The organism is Rhodococcus sp. IEGM 1406, assembly GCF_030056745.1.
GTDB classification, from domain to species: Bacteria; Actinomycetota; Actinomycetes; order Mycobacteriales; family Mycobacteriaceae; genus Rhodococcus_F; species Rhodococcus_F erythropolis.
This window is the reverse complement of sequence record NZ_JASHKO010000006.1, coordinates 247,749-265,641: the sequence shown is the minus strand read 5'-3', so window position 1 is coordinate 265,641 and position 17,893 is coordinate 247,749. Positions and strand designations below refer to the sequence as shown.

Sequence of the window (17,893 nt, the reverse complement as noted above, 5' to 3'; positions counted from 1 at the left end):
TCAGACTGCTGAGTGATGCTGGCGCTGGTCTTCGAAGAACTCGGACCAGGAGTCGACGTCGGGGTGCTGCTTGAGCAGTGCACGGCGCTGACGCTCGGTCATTCCGCCCCACACACCGAACTCGACACGATTGTCGAGAGCATCTGCTCCGCACTGCATGAGGACCGGGCAGTGACGGCAGATGGTGGCCGCCTTGCGCTGCGCGGCGCCACGAACAAAAAGTTGGTCGGGGTCGACCTCGCGGCATCGTGCCTTAGTTACCCAGGCAATTCGTGCCTCGGCCTGCTCGATGTCCAAACGGCTACTCGGGGTGGCTGTGTACATTCTGGGTCCCCTCTACAAAGTCTGACCGTCGCCATAGGGCGAGCAGCGCACCATCTCAGCCGTCCCCGCGGTAGCACGGTGAAAGCTGAGACACATTCGTGATCGAGTGTTACGTCGATCACACTGATCACAATTTAGGTAAAGAACGGCCCTAACGCAAGACGCTCGGGAGCATTTTTTGGTACGGCAGTACAAAGCGCGTGTTCAGAAGGTTTTGAACACCCCCAAAACACTGAAACCGGTTCCAATGGGTGGGCACACGTACTCTGTAGATCGTGTCGATTGCAAAAACAGTGGCGAAGCTCGCCGGAAGCTCCGCATTGGCGGGTGTCCTGGTCGCAGGGGTGATGTTCCCAGTGGCGGGCGGATTCGGATTCGCGTCCAACCGCGCCGCCGATACCGTCGACAACGTCTCGGCCGAACTGGTCGAAGGCACGGTCCCCGCGGTGTCCACCATGGTCGATGCGGCAGGCAATCCCATTGCCTGGCTCTACGACCAACGACGCTTCGAAGTCCCGAGCGAGAAGATCTCCAACAACATGAAGTTGGCGATCGTCTCCATCGAGGACCGCCGGTTCCCCGACCACAAGGGCGTCGACTGGCAGGGAACGCTGCGTGCCTTCCTCACCAACACGACGACCGGTGAAGTGCAGCAGGGCGCGTCGACACTCGATCAGCAGTATGTGAAGAACTACCAACTGTTGGTCGTGGCCAAGACGGATGCCGAGCGCCGCGCTGCCATCGAGACCACCCCGGCCCGAAAGATCCGCGAGATCCGGATGGCCCTGACGCTGGACAAGGAACTCACGAAAGACGAGATCCTCACCCGGTACCTCAACCTCGTACCGTTCGGCAACGGATCCTTCGGCATCCAGGACGCGGCTCAGACCTACTTCGGCGTCGATGCCGCAGATCTGACCGTTCCCCAGTCGGCGATGCTTGCCGGCATGGTTCAGTCCAGCTCCGCACTGAACCCGTACACGAACGTCGAGGGCGTGACCGAGCGTCGTAACACCGTGCTCGACACCATGATCACGAACATTCCGGATCGTGCCGACGAGTTCCGCGCCGCCAAGGAAGAGCCCCTCGGCGTCCTGGAAACCCCCAACAACTTGCCGCGCGGCTGCATCGCTGCAGGCGATCGCGGATTCTTCTGTGACTACGCACTGAAGTACCTCTCGGACGCCGGAATCACGCGCGACCAGATCAACGAGGGTGGTTACCTCATCAAGACCACTCTCGATCCGCAGGTCCAGGCGTCCACCAAGGCCGGACTGAACGCGAACGCGAGCGCCAACCTCGACGGCATCGCGAACGTGATGAACGTGATCAGGCCGGGCCAGGATTCACACAAGGTCATCGCGATGGCCAGCAGTCGCACGTACGGTCTCAATGCCGACGCCGACGAAACCGTCCAGGCACAGCCGTACTCCCTTGCGGGTGACGGTGCGGGTTCCGTCTTCAAGATCTTCACGACGGCTGCGGCGATGGAGAAGGGCCTCGGTATCAACGCGACGCTCGACGTGCCCAAGCGATTCGAAGCCAAGGGCATGGGTAGCGGTGGTGCGGCCGGTTGCCCGGTGTCGACTTACTGCGTGGAGAACGCCGGCAACTACCCGCCGACGCTGTCCGTGACCGACGCGCTGGCACAGTCCCCCAACACCGCTTTCGTCAAGCTCATCGAGGCAACCGGCGTCACGCCGACCGTCGACATGGCCGTCCGTCTCGGCATGCGCTCGTACGCTGATCCCAACACCTCGGGCTTCGACGAGCGCAGCATGGCCGACTTCCAGAAGGAACAGAACCTCGGTTCGTTCACCCTGGGCCCCACCTGGATCAACCCGCTCGAACTCTCCAACGTCGCGGCCACTCTCGCCTCGCACGGCAAGTGGTGCCCGCCGAGTCCCATCGATTCGGTCTTCGACCGCTACGGCAAACCGGTGGCCGTCACCGAGCAGGGCTGTGAGCAGGTTGTCGAGCCCGGCTTGGCAGACACACTCGCCAACGCCATGAGCCGTGACGACGTCGGCGCCGGTACGTCTGCCGGAGCTGCAAGCAGCGCCGGATGGAGCCTGCCGATGTCGGGCAAGACGGGTACCACCGAGACCCACAAGTCCTCGGCGTTCCTCGGCTTCACCAACAACCTCGCTGCCGCTGTCTACATCTTCGGCGACTCCCCGACGCCGGGAGAGATCTGCTCGAGCCCGCTGCGCCCCTGCTACAGCGGCAACCTGTACGGCGGTACCGAACCGGCGAGATCCTGGTTCGCGGCAATGAACCCGGTCGCCAACAACTTCGGGCCCACCTCGCTGCCTCCGATCGACGAGAAGTACGCACGGGGATCGCAGAACGGCCAGGTTCCCGAGGTTGTCGGCCTGAGCCAGTCGGCGGCGACGTCGAGGTTGCAGGCGTCCGGCTTCACGGTCAATTCCGTGACCACGGCGTCCGGAGCACGCGCGGGAACGGTCACCGGAGTTTCGCCGTCCGGGTCCGCGATCCCGGGTTCGACCGTCACGATCTACATCAGTGACGGTTCCGTGAGGGCTCCGGCAGCACCCGCATCCCCGGCAGCTCCAGCAGCTCCGGCACCGGGCGCGACTCCCCCGGATGCGACTCCGCCCGGAGGTGAACCCGCACCGCCTGCGGGGACCCCGCCGAACTGACGGCCCTGAAAACTGACGGCTCTGAAAACAAGAACGGCCGCGATCTCCGAGTGACTCGGAGATCGCGGCCGTTTTCGATTCTGGTGGCGCGCTTCTACAGGCGGGACTTCACTGCTGCAGAGATACGGGCGCCATCGGCCTTGCCCTTGGCCAGCGCGCTGGCGGCCTTGATGACCTGGCCCATCTGGCGCATCCCCGGACGCTCACCGAGCTCCTCGGACACCTGAGCGAGGGCGGTGTCGACGACGTCGACAAGCTCGGCGTCGGTCAACGGCGTCGGCAGGTACTCGTCGATGATCTGAGCTTCGGCGCGCTCTTTCGCGGCAAGCTCACCGCGGCCGTTCTCGGTGTAGATCTCGGCCGATTCGCCGCGCTTCTTCGATTCCTTTGCAAGGACTTTGATAATTTCTTCGTCGGTGAGGACTCGTGCTTCCTTACCGGCCACCTCTTCGGTCTGGATGGCTGCCATGAGCATCCGAAGGGTGGCTGTACGTAGCGGATCCTTCGCCTTCATGGATGCAACCATGTCGGTTCGGAGGGTGGCTTTGAGCGATGGTGTCGTGTCGGACATGGTGGAAACGTTACGCGCTCGGCGTTTCGAGCGTGCCGATAGTTACCTCCGCCCGGACACAATTCTCTGTGGAATAGCTGCAAATGGCGGCGAGAGCGACGCAGAAGAACGCCACACCCGTATCCTTGAGAGGTGTCTTCCCAGTTCCGCACCAATCTGACCCGCACCGCACTTGGTGCCGCGGGCGCCGCTGCACTAGGGATCGGGTACGCATCCGGCATCGAACGCAATGCATTTGCACTGCGTGAGGTGACGATGCCAGTCCTGGCGCCCGGTTCGTCGTCGCTGCGGGTCCTCCATCTCAGCGACCTGCACATGATGCCGAACCAACGGTTGAAACAGAATTGGTTGCGTGAGCTCGAAGGCCTCGACCCCGACCTCGTGGTCAACACCGGCGACAACTTGTCGCATCAGCGCAGCGTCCCGGCAGTGGTCCAGGCGCTCGGTGATCTGTTGGCTCGGCCGGGTCTGTTCGTCTTCGGCAGCAACGACTACTTCGCTCCGAAACCGAAGAACCCACTGAGCTACATCTTCAACAAGGACAAGCGCATCACCGGGGATCCCCTCCCCTGGGGCGATCTGCGGGCCGCGTTCACCGAACGTGGATGGCTGGACATGACCCACGTGCGCCGCGAACTCGAAGTGGCCGGTATTCGCATCGCAGCGGCCGGAGTCGACGATCCGCACCTGAAGCGTGATCGCTACGACACCGTCGCCGGAACACCCAATCCCGTCGCCCAGCTCAAGCTTGGTCTGACGCACTCGCCCGAACCTCGAGTTCTCGATCGGTTCGCCGACGACGGTTACGACCTTGTGCTCGCCGGCCACACGCACGGTGGTCAGCTGTGCCTTCCGTTCTACGGCGCGTTGGTCACCAACTGCCAGATCGATCGATCCCGGGTCAAGGGGCCGTCGAAGTGGGGCGCGCACACCCAGCTGCACGTCTCCGCGGGCATCGGCACTTCGCCGTGGGCGCCGGCGCGCTTCTGCTGCCGCCCCGAGGCAACTCTGTTGACTCTGGTTCCGGCCACCAGGCGCGAACCGGAGCACGTCTCCGCACACAGTTCCGCAGAGTCTCCAGCGTCGGTTCTACGCAACTGACCTGCGGATTTAATGTCAGTCGACTCGGTAATGTAAGCTAACCGAGGTTCGACACGGGGTGTGGCGCAGCTTGGTAGCGCGCTTCGTTCGGGACGAAGAGGTCGTGGGTTCAAATCCCGCCACCCCGACAGTGAAGAACAGCAATCGAGGCCCTTCCGCTCACGCGGGAGGGCCTCGATTGCGTTGACGATAAGGTGAAGCCGTGGCATCCCAACCAGACTTTGCGCACAACGACATGGCGAGCCGTAGCCGACGCGAGAAAGCCGTCGGCCTGGCCAAGTTCGCCTGGGATCGCGATATCAGTAGCACAGAGTTGCTAGAGATGCCCGACGATCGACTGCGCAAACTCGCACGTGCGGCCGGCGCCAATCCGCCGAGCACGCGGGAGACCTGGACCATCGCGGCCGGACTGCTCGACGAGAAAGCTGTGTGGGCAGCCGCTAACCCTGACCGTCCCGAAGCTCGGCGTGAGCATCCGGACGAGAAGATCATGTGGGTGAAGAAGCCGATCGAGCCGTGGCTGTGACAGCCGAATTCAGCACCGTTGTGACAGCCGAATTCAGCGGAGCTGTGAAGCGGTGATCGGGCAGGTTGATGAGGTGGTCGTCGACTGCTCGTCTCCTATCGCACTGGCGAAATTCTGGGCCGGAATCCTCGGCGGACAACCAGTGGAGCGAAACACCGCGTGGGCGTTTGTCGACCCTCCAGGATGGACCCGCCTCGCGTTCCAGCGCGTACCGGAATCCAAGCTGACGAAGAATCGTCTACACATCGACGTCAGCGTGGATGACGTCGTCGCTGCAACCGAGGCCGCCGAGCGCCTCGGCGCAACTCGGGTCGGTACTGTCCAGCAGGACCCGGCCGGTACCTTTCAGGTGCTGCTGGATCCAGAGGGAAACGAGTGGTGCGTCGTCCGAAGTATCGGAAGGTGATTCACACTCCCGCTACGGTTTCGCGAGCCCAACGGTAGTCGGCCTTCCCACTGGGTGAGCGGAGGATGCTGGGTACCAGCACGATCGACCGGGGGATCTTGTACCCAGCCACGTGGGTGCGGCAGTGCTCCGACAATGATTCCGTCGCAACATCTTCGAACCCCGGCCGAACCTGCACGACAGCGGCGACCTTCTCACCGAATCGTGCGTCGGTCGCACCCGCTACCAAAGCGTCGAAAACTGCCGGGTGAGTTTTGAGCGCCTGCTCCACTTCTTCGGGGTAGACCTTCTCGCCGCCGGAGTTGATGCACATCGAACCGCGCCCGAGCAGCACGATGGTTCCGTCGGCTTCCATCGTGCCCATGTCCCCGAGTACCGCCAGACGCACCCCGTCGACGACAGGAAAAGTTGCAGCAGTCTTGGCGGGGTCGTCGAAGTAGGCCACGGGGACATGGCCGGCCCTGGCGATGAAACCGGTTGTGCCCGAGCCTGGTTCGATGCGACGAAATTCGTCGTCGACAAGAATCATGTTGGGGTTGGATCGAATTCGCTTTGAACCGTCCTCACCGAATTCGACGACGCCGTCGTTGCCGGATTCCGAAGCACCGAAGGCATCCTTGATCACCAGTCCCGGTAATCGGGTTGTCAGTTCTGCCTTCAGGTTCGGGGAGAACAATGCGCCACCCGACCCGATCAGTTTGAGAGTCGAAAGGTCGTAGCGCCCTTCGCTTGCAGCGATGGCGTCGGCGATCGGCCGAGCAATCGCATCGCCGACGACCGTGATTCCGGTGATCTTCTCGGCCTCGACCAGTCGCAGCACTTCCGTCGGATCGAAGCTGCGGGTCAACACTCGGGGCGCTCCCATGAGGAAAGCCGTGAGCAGTGAATAGATCGCGGCTCCATGCATGAGCGGCGGGATGAGTAGCAGCACAGTCGGATTGATGTTCGCCACCGCCGCATCCACAACCTCTTCGAGACTCCGACGCGGCGGCCCGCTGAGGTTCGCTCCGGACAGCGCGGCGAAGAAGAAGTCCTCGTGCCGCCACACCACGCCCTTGGGCATTCCGGTTGTACCGCCGGTGTAGATGATGAAATGGTCGTCGTTGCTTCGCGGGCCGAAGTCGCGAGTATCAGTCTGCGCGGCAAGGGCGTTCTCATAGTCGTCGCCGACGATCAGCACGTGGGAGATCTCCGGACACTGCGGAACCACGGCCAATGCCGTCGGCGCGAATTCCTCTTCGACGAGTAATGCCACCATTTGAGAGTTGGTGTAGATGTACAGGAGTTCTGCATCGGTATAGCGGAAGTTGACGTTGATCGGCACTGCTCTGATCTTCAAGCAAGCCAGGAGCGCTTCGACGTACTCGACGCAGTTACGCATGTGAATACCGACGTGCTGCCCAGGCTCGACGCCGACGGACTGCAGATGATGTGCGAGTCGGTTCGATCGCAGTTCGAGTTCGGCGTAGTTCAACCGCGCGTCTTCCAGAATCAAGGGAACCCGATCGGGGATCGCATCGGCAACGGCCTCGAACAGATCGGCAATGTTCAGGGTCATCGAAATCCTCACTACACGCGTCTTCGCTTACCAGTACAGGTCTTTCGCGAAGCTAACACGTTGGTCGCACCCTGTAGTCCGAATTGCGTAGCGGTCCCGCTGAGCGAGACCTGACGCGCTGCTCACCTGGCATCAACGGTGCGGATACCTCTCTGACCAAGCCCGATAGCCGGAAGGTAGGGTAGCCTAATGCATTCACGCACCACTCTCCGGAGCCGCACGTCGGTCCGGGTCGCCATGCTTGCCCTGGCGACTGTTTTTGCCGCTACGGCCTGCGGTTCTTCCGACGCCGGCGGCAACGCAAACGGCAACACTGATGTCGCAACCGGCGGCAAGCTGTTCAGCACCGCCGACACGGAAACCGCGAAGCTCGGCAGCGATGCTGCGCCCGGCGAGTTCCCACGCACCATCACCCATGCTCTGGGCGAGACCACCCTCGAGGCCAAGCCGACCCGCGTCGTCGTCCTCGACAGTGGCGAACTCGACGAGGTCCTATCGCTCGGGATCACCCCGGTCGGCATCGCCAGCCCGGAAAGTGCCGCCGGTCAGCCGTCGTACCTGGCTGACAAATTGGTCGGCGTCCCCGATGTCGGCACGACCAACAACCTCAACCTCGAGGCGATCACCGCACTGCAGCCAGATCTGATCCTCGGCAGCAAGTTGCGCCAGGACAAGCTTTACCCGCAGCTCGCGGCAATCGCGCCGACGGTCTTCAGCATCCGCCCCGGCTTCCCGTGGAAGGAGAACTTCCTCCTTGCCGGTGACGCACTCGGCGAGGAGACCAAGGCCGAGCAGGTTCTCAACGACTACCAGACGCACGCGGATCAGGTCCGTGAGTCGATCGACGGTTCGCCGACGATCTCGCTGGTTCGCTTCATGTCCGGGAAGCTGCGCCTGTACGGCAACCTGTCGTTCATCGGCGTCATCTTGAAGGACGTCGGCCTGCCACGCCCGGCGATCCAGAACATCAACGAGTTGGCCGTCGAGGTCAGCCCGGAAACGATCACCGAGGCAGAGGGTGACCGAATCTTCTACTCCAGCTACGGAAATCCCGCAGACACCGGTCAGACCACCGTTGTCGCCGGTCCGCTGTGGGCAAGCATGGACGCAGTCAAGGAAGGCCGCGCCACCGAGGTGAGTGACGAGACCTGGTTCCTGGGCCTCGGCCCGACAGGCGCAGGCCTGGTTCTCGACGACCTGCAGGCCAAGCTCGGCAAGTAGCCGTCACCGACACAAAAAAGCCGCCCGACTCTCCGGAGTCGGGCGGCTTTTTTGTTCAGCGGTTGTCCTGCTCGAGGTGTTCGTTCATCGTCGAGTGCAGGTCGACGAGAAATTCCTCGAATCGACTGAGCAGTTCGGGCGGGTATTTCTCCATCATGGCGTCGAGTCGCACGGCAAGTGGGCCGAAGAACTCGTCCGCGAGGTCCTGCACATGCGCACTGCTGTGCAGCGTGACCACGCGACGGTCTGCATTCTCACGGGTCCGGACGATATGTCCCGCCTTCTCCAGGCGGTTGAGCAACGCGGTGGTTGCGCCCGACGTCAGCGAGATCCGCTCTCCGAGGCGGGCGGGCGAGAGCGGCGCCCCCTTCTCCTCGGCAGCGGTGATTTCCATCAAGGCAGTCGCGTCGGTGGAATGCAGGCCGAGCCACGACGCGAATCGATGACTGAATTCGGTGAACGTCCCACCGTACGCGCGGAATTCGTCCATCAGCCGCTCCCGCTCCACGGAGATGTCGCGCGGTGCTTCCACCCCGTGATCCCACCTTTCCTGTGCCAGACGGCGGCCGGTCGAGCCCAGCGCGCACGTTGACAACTTACCGCCTCAAATATACCTTCACTGTGAAGTTACTTCACAATGGAGGTTTATTCGTGAACATCTCACCCACCACTCGCAAGTGGTTGGGCCTGATCGCCATCGCACTCGGCGTGGCACTGATCGTCGTCGACACCACTATCGTCAACGTCATAGTTCCCTCGATCATCGAAGATCTCGGGATCAACTCCGTTCAGGCTCAATGGATCCAAGAGTCCTACGCAATCGTGTTCGCGGCGCTCCTGCTATTGGTCGGCAGAGTTGCGGACCTGGTCGGCGCCCGTCGCATCTTCATCGCCGGTGTCGTCGTGTTCGGCGCAACGAGCCTACTGGCCGGACTGGCACCGAACGGCGGCCTGCTCATCCTGGCGCGATTCCTGCAGGGCGCCGGCGCGGCCATGATCCTGCCCACCTCACTGTCGCTTCTGAACGCGATGTTCACCGGCAAAGCCCGCGGCCAGGCCTTCGCAGTCTGGGGTTCCACCATCGGTGCTGCTTCCGCCCTCGGCCCACTACTCGGCGGCTGGCTTGCCGAACATGCCTCATGGCGTTGGGCATTCGGCATCAATATTCCGCTTGCTGCGCTCATTCTGATCGGCGCGGTGCTGTTCATCGCGCCCTCACCCCGCACCGCTGGGCGCATCGACACCACCGGAGCGGCACTGTCCATCGCCGGCCTGGGCCTGCTCGCCTTCGGCCTCGTCGAGGGACGTACGTATGGGTGGCTGACGACGAAGGAACCCTTCGATCTGTTCGGCCTGTCGTGGTCCAGCGGACCGTCGCCGGTTCTGGTGGCGTTGGTTCTCGCCGTTCTGTCGCTCGGTGCGTTCGCCTACCGTCAAACCATGCTCACCCGCAGCGACGATCCGTCGCGGGCGCTGATGGACGTACGGCTGTTCTCCATCTCGTCGTTCCGCAACGGCAACATCGCGACGCTGATCATCGGGCTCGGTGAGTTCGGAATCGTTGCGGTGCTTCCCCTCTGGCTTCAGTTCACGCTCGGGTACAGCGCACTCCAGGCAGGGCTCGCGCTGGTTCCCATTGCCATCGGCAGCTTTGTCGCCAGTGGTGCGAGCTTCGGAATGGCGTCGAAGGTCTCGCCGTTGGGCTTGGTCCGTATCGGTTTGGCCCTCGAAGCGCTCGGTCTCGCCGGTCTCGGATTCATCGCTGCGACAGACAGCCCCTGGTGGACTATCGCCTCAGTGCTCTTCTTCTACGGCATCGGTGTCGGTTTTGCGACTGCGCAGGTGACCAACGTCGTGCTCGAGGAGATTCCCGAGCAGAGCGCCGGTCAAGGCTCCGGCATTCAGAGTGCGTTCCGCCAACTCGGATCCGCACTGGGCATCGCTGTCCTCACCACGGTCTTCTTCAGCACTCTCAATTCCACGCTGAACAACGACCTCACCGAGTCCGGTGTCGACCAAGCTCAGGCTGATCAGTTGACGCGTGCTGTCACCGACAGCGCGGGCGCCGCCATCGACTCGCTGGCCGGGTCACCGAGCACCGCTTTCGTCGCCGACGCTGCACAGTCTGCAATGACTCACGGGATCACACTCGGCGGATACCTTGCGGCCGGATTTGTCGTGGTCGGCCTGATCGCCACCGCGCTCATCCCGAACAAGCCTGCCCCGTCGACCGAGGAGGAAACAAAGGCAGCAGCCGACGCCTGACGGCCGGATCGGTGCAGTACGGTGCCGGTATGCGATTGCCCTGGTCACGGTCAGCACCGTCACGGTCAGCACGGTCACGTCAGCCTGCAACGGTGCTCAGCGCGGCCGACATCGTGGCCGTCCGTGAGCAAGCACGCGAATTGGTAGTCCCCGGGTTCGCGACGTTCGATGAAATCTGCGAAGCCGCCCGAGACTGTGTCGAGGGCGGTTTCGAGAACGATGAACTCGGCAGACAGATCGACGCAGTAGTGCGTGAGGTCTGGGACCGAAGGCTCGGGGAGCAGACCCAGTGGGCGGGTCCCGGCGACTTCGAGCGCGTATCCGCCGCCTTCGCAGAACTCGAGCGCAACGGCATCGTGGCCCGCATGAACTTCACCTGCTGCATGCAGTGCGGCACTACCGAAATCGACGACGAACGCACGCCGTCCGAACCGGACGAGAACGGGTATCCCTTTGCTCAGTGGGCGTACACGTTCTTCCACATGCAAGATGCGGAGCGTCTCGGCGACGAGCCGTCCGATCTCTACTTGTCCTACAGTGCGTTTCGTCCGGCCCACGATCTCGATCCCGCGCTGGTCTCCGCCGCGTTCGGCGGCGACGAAACCGCCAAGGCACAGATGATCGCGCACACCGATCAGACCGTCGGGCGCCAGGTAGCCGACGCACTCCGAGCCCAGGGACTGAGCGTCGACTGGAACGGTGACAACAATCAGCGCATCCGCATCTCCGACGTGCGCTGGCGCAAACCACTACCGCAGTAGGAGATTCAGCTGGGTGGCAAGACGCGGTCGATGAACGTATTGCTGAAGACGCGGTGCGGGTCGTGTTCGTCCAGAGTGGCGAGAGCGAAGTCCCAGTTCCCGTCGCCACCGGCACGGAAGGTGGCAGGCACTGTGCTGGTGAGGAATTCGTCGTCCTGGTACGCAGCTTGATCGGTGAATGCCCATCCCTTGGACCACTCCGGACGGAAAGTCGCGTAATCGCCGGAGTAGTTCGCGACCATCCACCGTTCCATCTCGCGAAGGAACGCGGGCAATCCCGCGGTGCCGGGAATCGAGACCACGTTCATCCAGATCGCCGTATCCCAGTCCTGACGATCCGCCCGGGGCCGCACCGCTGACAGATCCGGCACGCCGGCGCTGTCGACAAGGACTTCGCCACTGTCATCGACACCACAGAGACGCACTTCGAACGGCATGTTGACGGGATACTGCCCCAGCGACGCGTAGTGCGTCATTCGCTCGTTCAACCAACTCGTCATCTCGTGGACGACTCGGCCGATGTTGGACCGCTTGGTGATCACCGCGCCGCCGCCCGCTACTACGCGCAACGTCGTGTGCCGCAGGTAGAACAGAACATCTTTTGACCAGCCCCACAGATCGTCGGTGTCGGTCAGCGCCAATCCTGCTGCTACAGCTCCGAACTGAGAGGCGCCGAACAGCGGTGTCGCAGCTTGAAGGCCCTGCGCCACCATCCCCAACGGGGTGGTGACTTCTTCGGGAATCGCGTCGGAGAAGAAGTAGTTGTACGGCCCGCTCACCTCTCGGGACTCCGGTGGTTTGACCGGGGTCGGCGTCCAGACCTTGAGCCACGGTGTTTGCGTGAACGGGAACCAGATCGCCTCCACCCGTCCGGATTTCTCGACAAAACTCTCGTAGGTACGCCCTGGCGAACCGGGAGCAGCAAAGAGTTCTTGCCACGGAATGTCGGTGAAACTCTGGCACCGCAGCCGATAATTCTCCCCGGCTTGCAGCGTCACGGAGGTGACGAAGGTTCGGCCCAGGTGAGTCAGGAAAGCCGTGATCTCGTCATCTGATCGGTGAAAAGTCTTCAGCCCGTAGCGATTGCTGCCTTCGTCCCACGCCACCACCGTGATCTCGGTGATCAGGTTGCTCAGCGACCCGTACGACTGGCCAGGGGTAATCGTCTCCCCCACCGCCGGATACGTTGCCCCGTGAGCGCCGATCGCCAGTGCCCCGGCGATGGACAGCTCACCGATCGCCGGAGAATTGGCCCACCCGAGCCCCTCGCGCTCGAGCGCTGTCAGAATCGCTTCGATACTGGCGCCGGCGCCCGCCGTGACTGTTGCGGGCGTGCCGTGCTGCACCACAACCGAATTCAAGTTCGCCATCGTATCGACCAGCAGAACTCGATCCGAAGGCGCGCCGGGCACCACCGTCAACGGACTCCACCCGTGCATCGTTCCCTTCGCACGCACTGTGTACCCGTTGTCGAACGCCCAGTTGGCGAGGGCGACGACGTCGTCGCTGTGACGCGCCGTCGCCGTCCACACACTCTCGAGCATGATTTCTCGCGACCAGTTCGCGTATGCCTGCTGTGACAACGGAATGTCCGACGGAAATCCGGGCGGTGGCGCGATGGTCGATGCCGAGCCCCAGGGAACAGCTCCCGCCGGTGCCCAGGAAATACCCGCGAGAGCAGCTGCGCCGACACTCGCTGCGAGAAATCCGCGCCGGCTCACACCGTCTTCTCTCGAGCTGTGCTCCGCCTTGCGCTCTGCTTGATGCACCACTGCTCACTCCGTCAGCCGACTCGGTTCATGTCAGGGACGAACGTAGAACAAATATGATTACGATGCCAGTGGTTCCGTAATAAAAGATTTAGATGCTCACTGCACCATCGGAGCGAAGACGGCGTAGATCGCTTCCGGGGCGCCGTCGAAAGCACTGATGATCAACCAGGCAGTCAGGACCGTCAGCGCCGGCCCGATCAGAATCTTCTCGAGGTTCCCACCTGCGCGGATGGACAGAAATGACGGCAGCCGTTGTTCCCACCACCGCTTGCCGCCGAGCGGAATCAGGGGCGCGAGAAACGGCACCCCTTCCTTGGTGATCGCATCGCCGAGACAGTGTGTGGCGCAGCCCAGTGCCACTGCAACACCTAGCCCGGTGGATCCGGCCTCACTCGGATACCACTGCCAGGTGAGGGCCGAGAGCACCAACGCAACGGCGGAGACGGCGAGCCACCCCTTCTCCTTGGCCAATTCACCCGCCAATCCTCGGATCGCCAGCCCGAGGCAGAAGAACAGCGTGATGATGATGGCGGGCTTCCCGAACTGAACAACCAGCGCCGAGACCCCGGCCCCAAGACCGGCGGCAAACAGCGCGGTGTGCGTGAGCGTCCGATGTCCACCACGACGCTTGCCGTCCTTCTTGCCTTTGGTGATGCGGTAGAAGGTCACCGAAATTGCGTCGATACCTTTGGCCAGCGCTTTGCTGAGCGGACCGAATGATCGGGAAACCGTCGACTGACCGGTATCGAGGTCGGGAAGCAAGGCGGCTCCCGCGCACACACCGGCAAAAGTCAAGGTTTCAGCGGTGGATGTGGGCCCTCCCCAATCGAGAGGCAACAACTCTGCAACCACCAACCCCACAGCAGCACCGGACATCGCGTGGGTGGGGCCCATGACCATGAAACACAACACCTTTCGAAACGCGCCCCGCATCAGGCCGTACCGGACCCTCTGCAAGACACCACACACATGACGCCGTCGGCGACGGCCCCGGCATGCTCGCCGAGACCGCCCCGAACGTAGCAAGTGCTACCGACAGGGTTGACCAACCTCCGGACCCGGTTGAGTACGGCCGTACCGTTCCAGGTCAAAGCGGTTCATGCGGAGCTTTTTTCGCTCGTCAGCCCGCAGCAACCGCGCATGACAGGGCAACGCCTTCCTCCAGCGGAGCGACGCCTGCCATGTTGAGCACCTCTGCCGGAACACCCTCGATCGCCGGAGCCCATTCGACGGTCGGCAACGCCGGCACCCCTTCACGCGCAATGAATGTCGCGGCGTCGCCAGGGACTTCGATCGTGATTGCGGCTGTGCCCGCCTCCTCGGCGCGCACAACCTTGCCCTCGTCGATGAGCTTCTGCAGCTCCTCGTCGGAAATCGGCGTCGCGGCACCACACGCTACTTCCGGTGCCACACCTGCCTCTGACGGAGCGGTCGCGATCGATCGCACCGCCACCGGCGACCCGTCGGAAATCGGGTTGGAAGCCCAGGCGATTCCCGGCGCCACGGCCATACCGAGGACCGCCACCGACGCCACCACCACACCGGTCCGGCTGGCCCGCTTGCCGTTCACTTTCAATCGCGTCATCGTTGTTCTCCTTGATCGAACGTTCTCGAATTCTCGGCGCGGTCGCATCCGAGAAACCCGAGGTTATGAAGCCAACACTGCAGATCTGTTGTCGGTTTCTTAGGAGTTGATGAGAATGCGGCGGCCCTCGCTCCGAGCGAGGCCCCAGGTCGCAATCCGATGGCACCATGGCTGGAGTGAGTACACGCGAGCGCATCCTGATCGTTGACGACGACGCGAAGGTTCTGAATTCGCTCGAACGTGGACTCCGATTGTCGGGCTTCGACACGGCAACTGCCGTCGACGGACGATCGGCCTTGTCATCGGTGAACAAGCAATGCCCGGCCGCACTCGTTCTCGACGTCAACATGCCCGGCCTCGACGGCGTCGGAGTGGTAACCGCCCTGCGCGCGATCGGCAACGAGGTTCCGATCTGCGTACTCAGCGCCCGAAGTTCCGTGGGTGACCGCATCGCGGGGCTGGAGGCGGGCGCCGACGACTACCTCACCAAGCCCTTCGAATTGGCCGAGCTCGTCGCCAGACTGCGCGCATTGCTACGACGCACGACGCGAGCCACTCCGTCGGTCGACCATCCGATCACGGTGGGACCGCTGACGGTCGATCTCCGTGGCCATCGAGCACACATCGACGGTAGGCGAATCGAACTCACCAAAAGAGAATTCGACCTGTTGTCGGTACTCGCCGAGCATGCCGGTGTCGTACTCAGTCGCGCACAACTCCTGCGACTCGTCTGGGGTTACGACTTCGCTGCCGACACCAATGTCGTCGACGTCTTCGTCACCTACCTACGCAAGAAACTCGAAGTCGACGGGGCGCCCCGCGTGATCCACACGGTGCGCGGAGTGGGCTTCGTCCTGAGGGCCGAACGATGAAGCGGCCGCTGTCACTTCAGACCCGGGTAGCCATCGCGTCGGGCCTGGCCGCCGGAATCGTGATTGCCGCGATCGGAATTGCGTTCGCGGTCTTCCTGCGCGTCAACGGATCCGAACAACTCGAACGCACTCTCGATTCCGTCACCCTGGGCGTCGCAGCGAGTGCGCCGAGCCCCCTGTTCATCGAAACACCAACTGCAACAACAGAACCATTCGTGATCAGCCCTGGATTCAACGCCACGACCGTCAGCGCCTTGGCTACCACCGATGTTCGCAGTCGGGATGTTCTCGTGCCCGGCGACAGCGGCGCCGCATTGGCCGTCAGCATCCCCGAAGATCCACTGACCCAGGCAATCCGTGAACAGCAGTTCCAAGTGGCCGCTGCGGCAGTGGTCGCCATCCTTGCCGCGGCCGGGCTAGGCTGGTTCCTCACAGGCCGAGCCGTCCGGCCCCTACAGCAATTGACCGAGACCACCAGTTCGATCGGCAACAACCTCGACGTCGAAGGACTCTCGCGCCGGGCACCGTCGGTGCGCGGAACGCGCGAAGCCGAAGAACTGTCGGAGGCAATCCACAGCATGCTCAGTCGCATCGAAACCGATAGAAGCCGCACCGAAGAGGCGTTGGAGTCGGCACGCGATTTCGCTCGCGTCTCCGCCCACGAACTACGCACACCTCTCACGTCGATGCGTACCGATCTCGAAGTTCTCGCAACACTGGATCTCACGGAAAGCCAACGCCGCGAACTGTCCAGCGAGTTGTTGGAGGCGCAGCGCCAGATCGAGCGCACCCTGACCGATCTCGAGACGCTCGCCCTGGGTGAAGTGGCCGATCCGGAGGATTGTGCCGACGTCGATCTCGTGGAGGTTGCCGATCGCGCCGTCGCTGACGCCGGCCGTTTGCACCCTCAGGTCGACGTTCGTTTGAAAGCACCGGAAGAACTTTCGGTTCAGGCCTTTCCCGCGGGCATCCGTCTGGTGTTGACCAACGCCGTCACCAACTCCGTTCGGCACGGCAATGCCGACGAAGTCGAGATCACCGTCCGATCAGGGGCTGCCACCGGTTCGGCGACGGTATTCGTCGACGACAACGGCACCGTGATCGCGCCGTCGGAACGCGAAGCGATGTTCGAACGATTTGTTCGTGGTGCCGGCGCCGGCGACGCCGGAAGCGGTTTGGGGTTGGCCCTCGTCGCGCAGCAGGCGCGGCTGCACGGCGGTAGCGCGCGACTCGACGCGAGCCCCCTCGGCGGAACTCGATTGATTTTCTCGATCAACCCAATTCGACGTGCAGAGCCTCGAGCAGTGGCTTGGCTGCCTCGTCGAAGAATCGGTCTTGGGTATCTCCACCGATCTGTACCAGCGCCACATCGGTGAACCCGGCATCGGTGTACGCCTTGACTGCCTCCACGATGACATCGAGATCAGGACCACACGGAATACTTTCCGCCACATCCTCTTTGCGCACGAACTGAGTCGCACCTGCGAAACTCGCCGGTGTGGGTAGTTCGGAGTTCACAGACCACCCTCCACCGAACCACCGGAACTGCTGATGAGCGCGAGCGATGGCCGTGTCGCGATCAGGATCCCACGAGATCGGAATCTGACCGATGGTCCGGCCTGCTGGCGCCAACCCGTACGCCCGTCCGTGAACATGCTTCCACTGGTGCACCAGATCCGAATCCGGTTGCACGGCAATCAGGTCATCGGCCATCGGACCGAAACGCTCGACGGACTTGTCGCCGGACATGGCCAGCGCCAGGGGAACCGGGTTCTCCGGGAGATCCCAGATCCGCGCGGACTGAACGTCGAAGTACTCCCCCTTCCAGCTCACCAGATCTCCGGCAAGCAGTGCACGAATAATGCTCACTGCTTCCTGCAGCATGTCGTGCCGGGTGTCGACGGACGGCCACCCCTCACCGACCACATGCTCGTTCAGGCTCTCGCCACTTCCCAATCCCAGTGTGAAGCGCCCGTCCGCGAGGATCTGGATCGTCGCGGCTTTCTGCGCGACCACGGCAGGGTGGTACCTCACGGTCGGACAAGTCACATACGTCATCAACCCGACTCGCTCGGTGGCATGGGCAACTGCTCCCAGCACCGACCAGGCGTAAGGCGCATGCCCCTGCTCGGTCAGCCACGGCGAGTAATGATCACTCATCACTTCGAAGTCGAAGCCGACTTCTTCGGCCCGAACTGCATGGCGGACCAGTTCTTTCGGGCCGGCCTGTTCGGTCATCAAGGTATAGCCGAATCGTGCCATCACTGA

17 protein-coding genes and 1 tRNA gene are annotated in these 17,893 nt (G+C 62.8%); 10 read left to right on the top strand and 8 right to left on the bottom strand.

All coding sequences use genetic code 11. The annotated features are described in order from the left end of the window. The gene (locus QM596_RS26405) at nt 1-324 is read right to left on the bottom strand and encodes a WhiB family transcriptional regulator (RefSeq protein ID WP_019746605.1); all 324 of its coding nucleotides are present in this window, start codon (nt 322-324) and stop codon (nt 1-3) included. Nucleotides 325-617: 293 nt separating this feature from the next. Between QM596_RS26405 and QM596_RS26400 the strand changes: the two genes are divergently transcribed. Continuing rightward, nucleotides 618-2,987, top strand: coding sequence for a penicillin-binding protein (locus QM596_RS26400; RefSeq protein ID WP_003943525.1), 2,370 nt, complete (start codon nt 618-620; stop codon nt 2,985-2,987). Nucleotides 2,988-3,081: 94 nt separating this feature from the next. Here the strand turns inward: QM596_RS26400 and QM596_RS26395 are convergent, their stop codons facing one another. After that, nucleotides 3,082-3,558, bottom strand: a complete 477-nt coding sequence (locus QM596_RS26395) for a GatB/YqeY domain-containing protein (RefSeq protein ID WP_003943491.1) — start codon at nt 3,556-3,558, stop codon at nt 3,082-3,084. A gap of 132 nt (nt 3,559-3,690) precedes the next feature. On the opposite strand from QM596_RS26395, the gene QM596_RS26390 reads away from it, so the two are divergent. The 4 genes from QM596_RS26390 to QM596_RS26375 all read left to right on the top strand — a co-directional run bounded on the left by QM596_RS26390 (nt 3,691) and on the right by QM596_RS26375 (nt 5,591). Beyond that, nucleotides 3,691-4,659 (top strand): metallophosphoesterase, encoded by a 969-nt coding sequence (locus tag QM596_RS26390; RefSeq protein WP_003943461.1) that lies wholly within the window; start codon nt 3,691-3,693, stop codon nt 4,657-4,659. Between the two features lie 54 nt (nt 4,660-4,713). Beyond that, nucleotides 4,714-4,787 (top strand) — tRNA-Pro (locus QM596_RS26385). Between the two features lie 74 nt (nt 4,788-4,861). Further along, nucleotides 4,862-5,185 carry a hypothetical protein gene (locus QM596_RS26380; RefSeq protein ID WP_020968253.1) on the top strand — a complete coding sequence of 108 codons (324 nt, stop codon included), beginning with the start codon at nt 4,862-4,864 and terminating at the stop codon, nt 5,183-5,185. A gap of 52 nt (nt 5,186-5,237) precedes the next feature. Further along, nucleotides 5,238-5,591 carry a VOC family protein gene (locus QM596_RS26375; RefSeq protein WP_029254326.1) on the top strand — a complete coding sequence of 118 codons (354 nt, stop codon included), beginning with the start codon at nt 5,238-5,240 and terminating at the stop codon, nt 5,589-5,591. Between the two features lies 1 nt (nt 5,592). Here QM596_RS26375 and QM596_RS26370 read toward each other — a convergent pair whose 3' ends face one another. Then, nucleotides 5,593-7,149 (bottom strand): acyl-CoA synthetase, encoded by a 1,557-nt coding sequence (locus QM596_RS26370; RefSeq protein ID WP_283310285.1) that lies wholly within the window; start codon nt 7,147-7,149, stop codon nt 5,593-5,595. Nucleotides 7,150-7,338: 189 nt separating this feature from the next. Between QM596_RS26370 and QM596_RS26365 the strand changes: the two genes are divergently transcribed. After that, a complete protein-coding gene (locus QM596_RS26365) occupies nt 7,339-8,370 on the top strand; it encodes an ABC transporter substrate-binding protein (RefSeq protein ID WP_030535687.1) in 1,032 nt (343 codons plus the stop codon). A gap of 55 nt (nt 8,371-8,425) precedes the next feature. Here the strand turns inward: QM596_RS26365 and QM596_RS26360 are convergent, their stop codons facing one another. After that, the gene (locus tag QM596_RS26360) at nt 8,426-8,902 is read right to left on the bottom strand and encodes a MarR family winged helix-turn-helix transcriptional regulator (protein WP_020905958.1); all 477 of its coding nucleotides are present in this window, start codon (nt 8,900-8,902) and stop codon (nt 8,426-8,428) included. A 119-nt stretch (nt 8,903-9,021) separates the two neighbouring features. Here QM596_RS26360 and QM596_RS26355 point away from each other — a divergent pair, with 119 nt between their 5' ends. Both QM596_RS26355 and QM596_RS26350 read left to right on the top strand, forming a co-directional pair. Further along, on the top strand, nt 9,022-10,635 hold the full coding sequence (locus QM596_RS26355) for a DHA2 family efflux MFS transporter permease subunit (protein ID WP_283310284.1): 1,614 nt from the start codon (nt 9,022-9,024) through the stop codon (nt 10,633-10,635). A 92-nt stretch (nt 10,636-10,727) separates the two neighbouring features. Further along, nucleotides 10,728-11,396 carry a DUF6891 domain-containing protein gene (locus QM596_RS26350; protein ID WP_046377835.1) on the top strand — a complete coding sequence of 223 codons (669 nt, stop codon included), beginning with the start codon at nt 10,728-10,730 and terminating at the stop codon, nt 11,394-11,396. A 5-nt stretch (nt 11,397-11,401) separates the two neighbouring features. On the opposite strand, the gene QM596_RS26345 is transcribed toward QM596_RS26350, so the two are convergent. From QM596_RS26345 to QM596_RS26335, 3 genes are all read right to left on the bottom strand, one after another. Continuing rightward, on the bottom strand, nt 11,402-13,168 hold the full coding sequence (locus QM596_RS26345) for a cholesterol oxidase substrate-binding domain-containing protein (RefSeq protein ID WP_113683530.1): 1,767 nt from the start codon (nt 13,166-13,168) through the stop codon (nt 11,402-11,404). A gap of 96 nt (nt 13,169-13,264) precedes the next feature. Continuing rightward, nucleotides 13,265-14,068, bottom strand: a complete 804-nt coding sequence (locus tag QM596_RS26340; protein WP_007732353.1) for a metal-dependent hydrolase — start codon at nt 14,066-14,068, stop codon at nt 13,265-13,267. 220 nt (nt 14,069-14,288) lie between these two features. Next, nucleotides 14,289-14,753 carry a hypothetical protein gene (locus tag QM596_RS26335; protein ID WP_019746594.1) on the bottom strand — a complete coding sequence of 155 codons (465 nt, stop codon included), beginning with the start codon at nt 14,751-14,753 and terminating at the stop codon, nt 14,289-14,291. 167 nt (nt 14,754-14,920) lie between these two features. Between QM596_RS26335 and QM596_RS26330 the strand changes: the two genes are divergently transcribed. Further along, on the top strand, nt 14,921-15,625 hold the full coding sequence (locus tag QM596_RS26330; RefSeq protein ID WP_003943475.1) for a response regulator transcription factor: 705 nt from the start codon (nt 14,921-14,923) through the stop codon (nt 15,623-15,625). Continuing rightward, on the top strand, nt 15,622-17,001 hold the full coding sequence (locus QM596_RS26325) for a sensor histidine kinase (RefSeq protein WP_283310283.1): 1,380 nt from the start codon (nt 15,622-15,624) through the stop codon (nt 16,999-17,001). Before QM596_RS26330 ends, QM596_RS26325 begins: the two co-directional genes overlap by 4 nt. Here QM596_RS26325 and QM596_RS26320 read toward each other — a convergent pair. Beyond that, nucleotides 16,898-17,887 carry an LLM class F420-dependent oxidoreductase gene (locus QM596_RS26320; RefSeq protein WP_020723628.1) on the bottom strand — a complete coding sequence of 330 codons (990 nt, stop codon included), beginning with the start codon at nt 17,885-17,887 and terminating at the stop codon, nt 16,898-16,900. The two genes, QM596_RS26325 and QM596_RS26320, sit on opposite strands and share 104 nt — an antisense overlap. Nucleotides 17,888-17,893 lie beyond the last annotated feature (6 nt).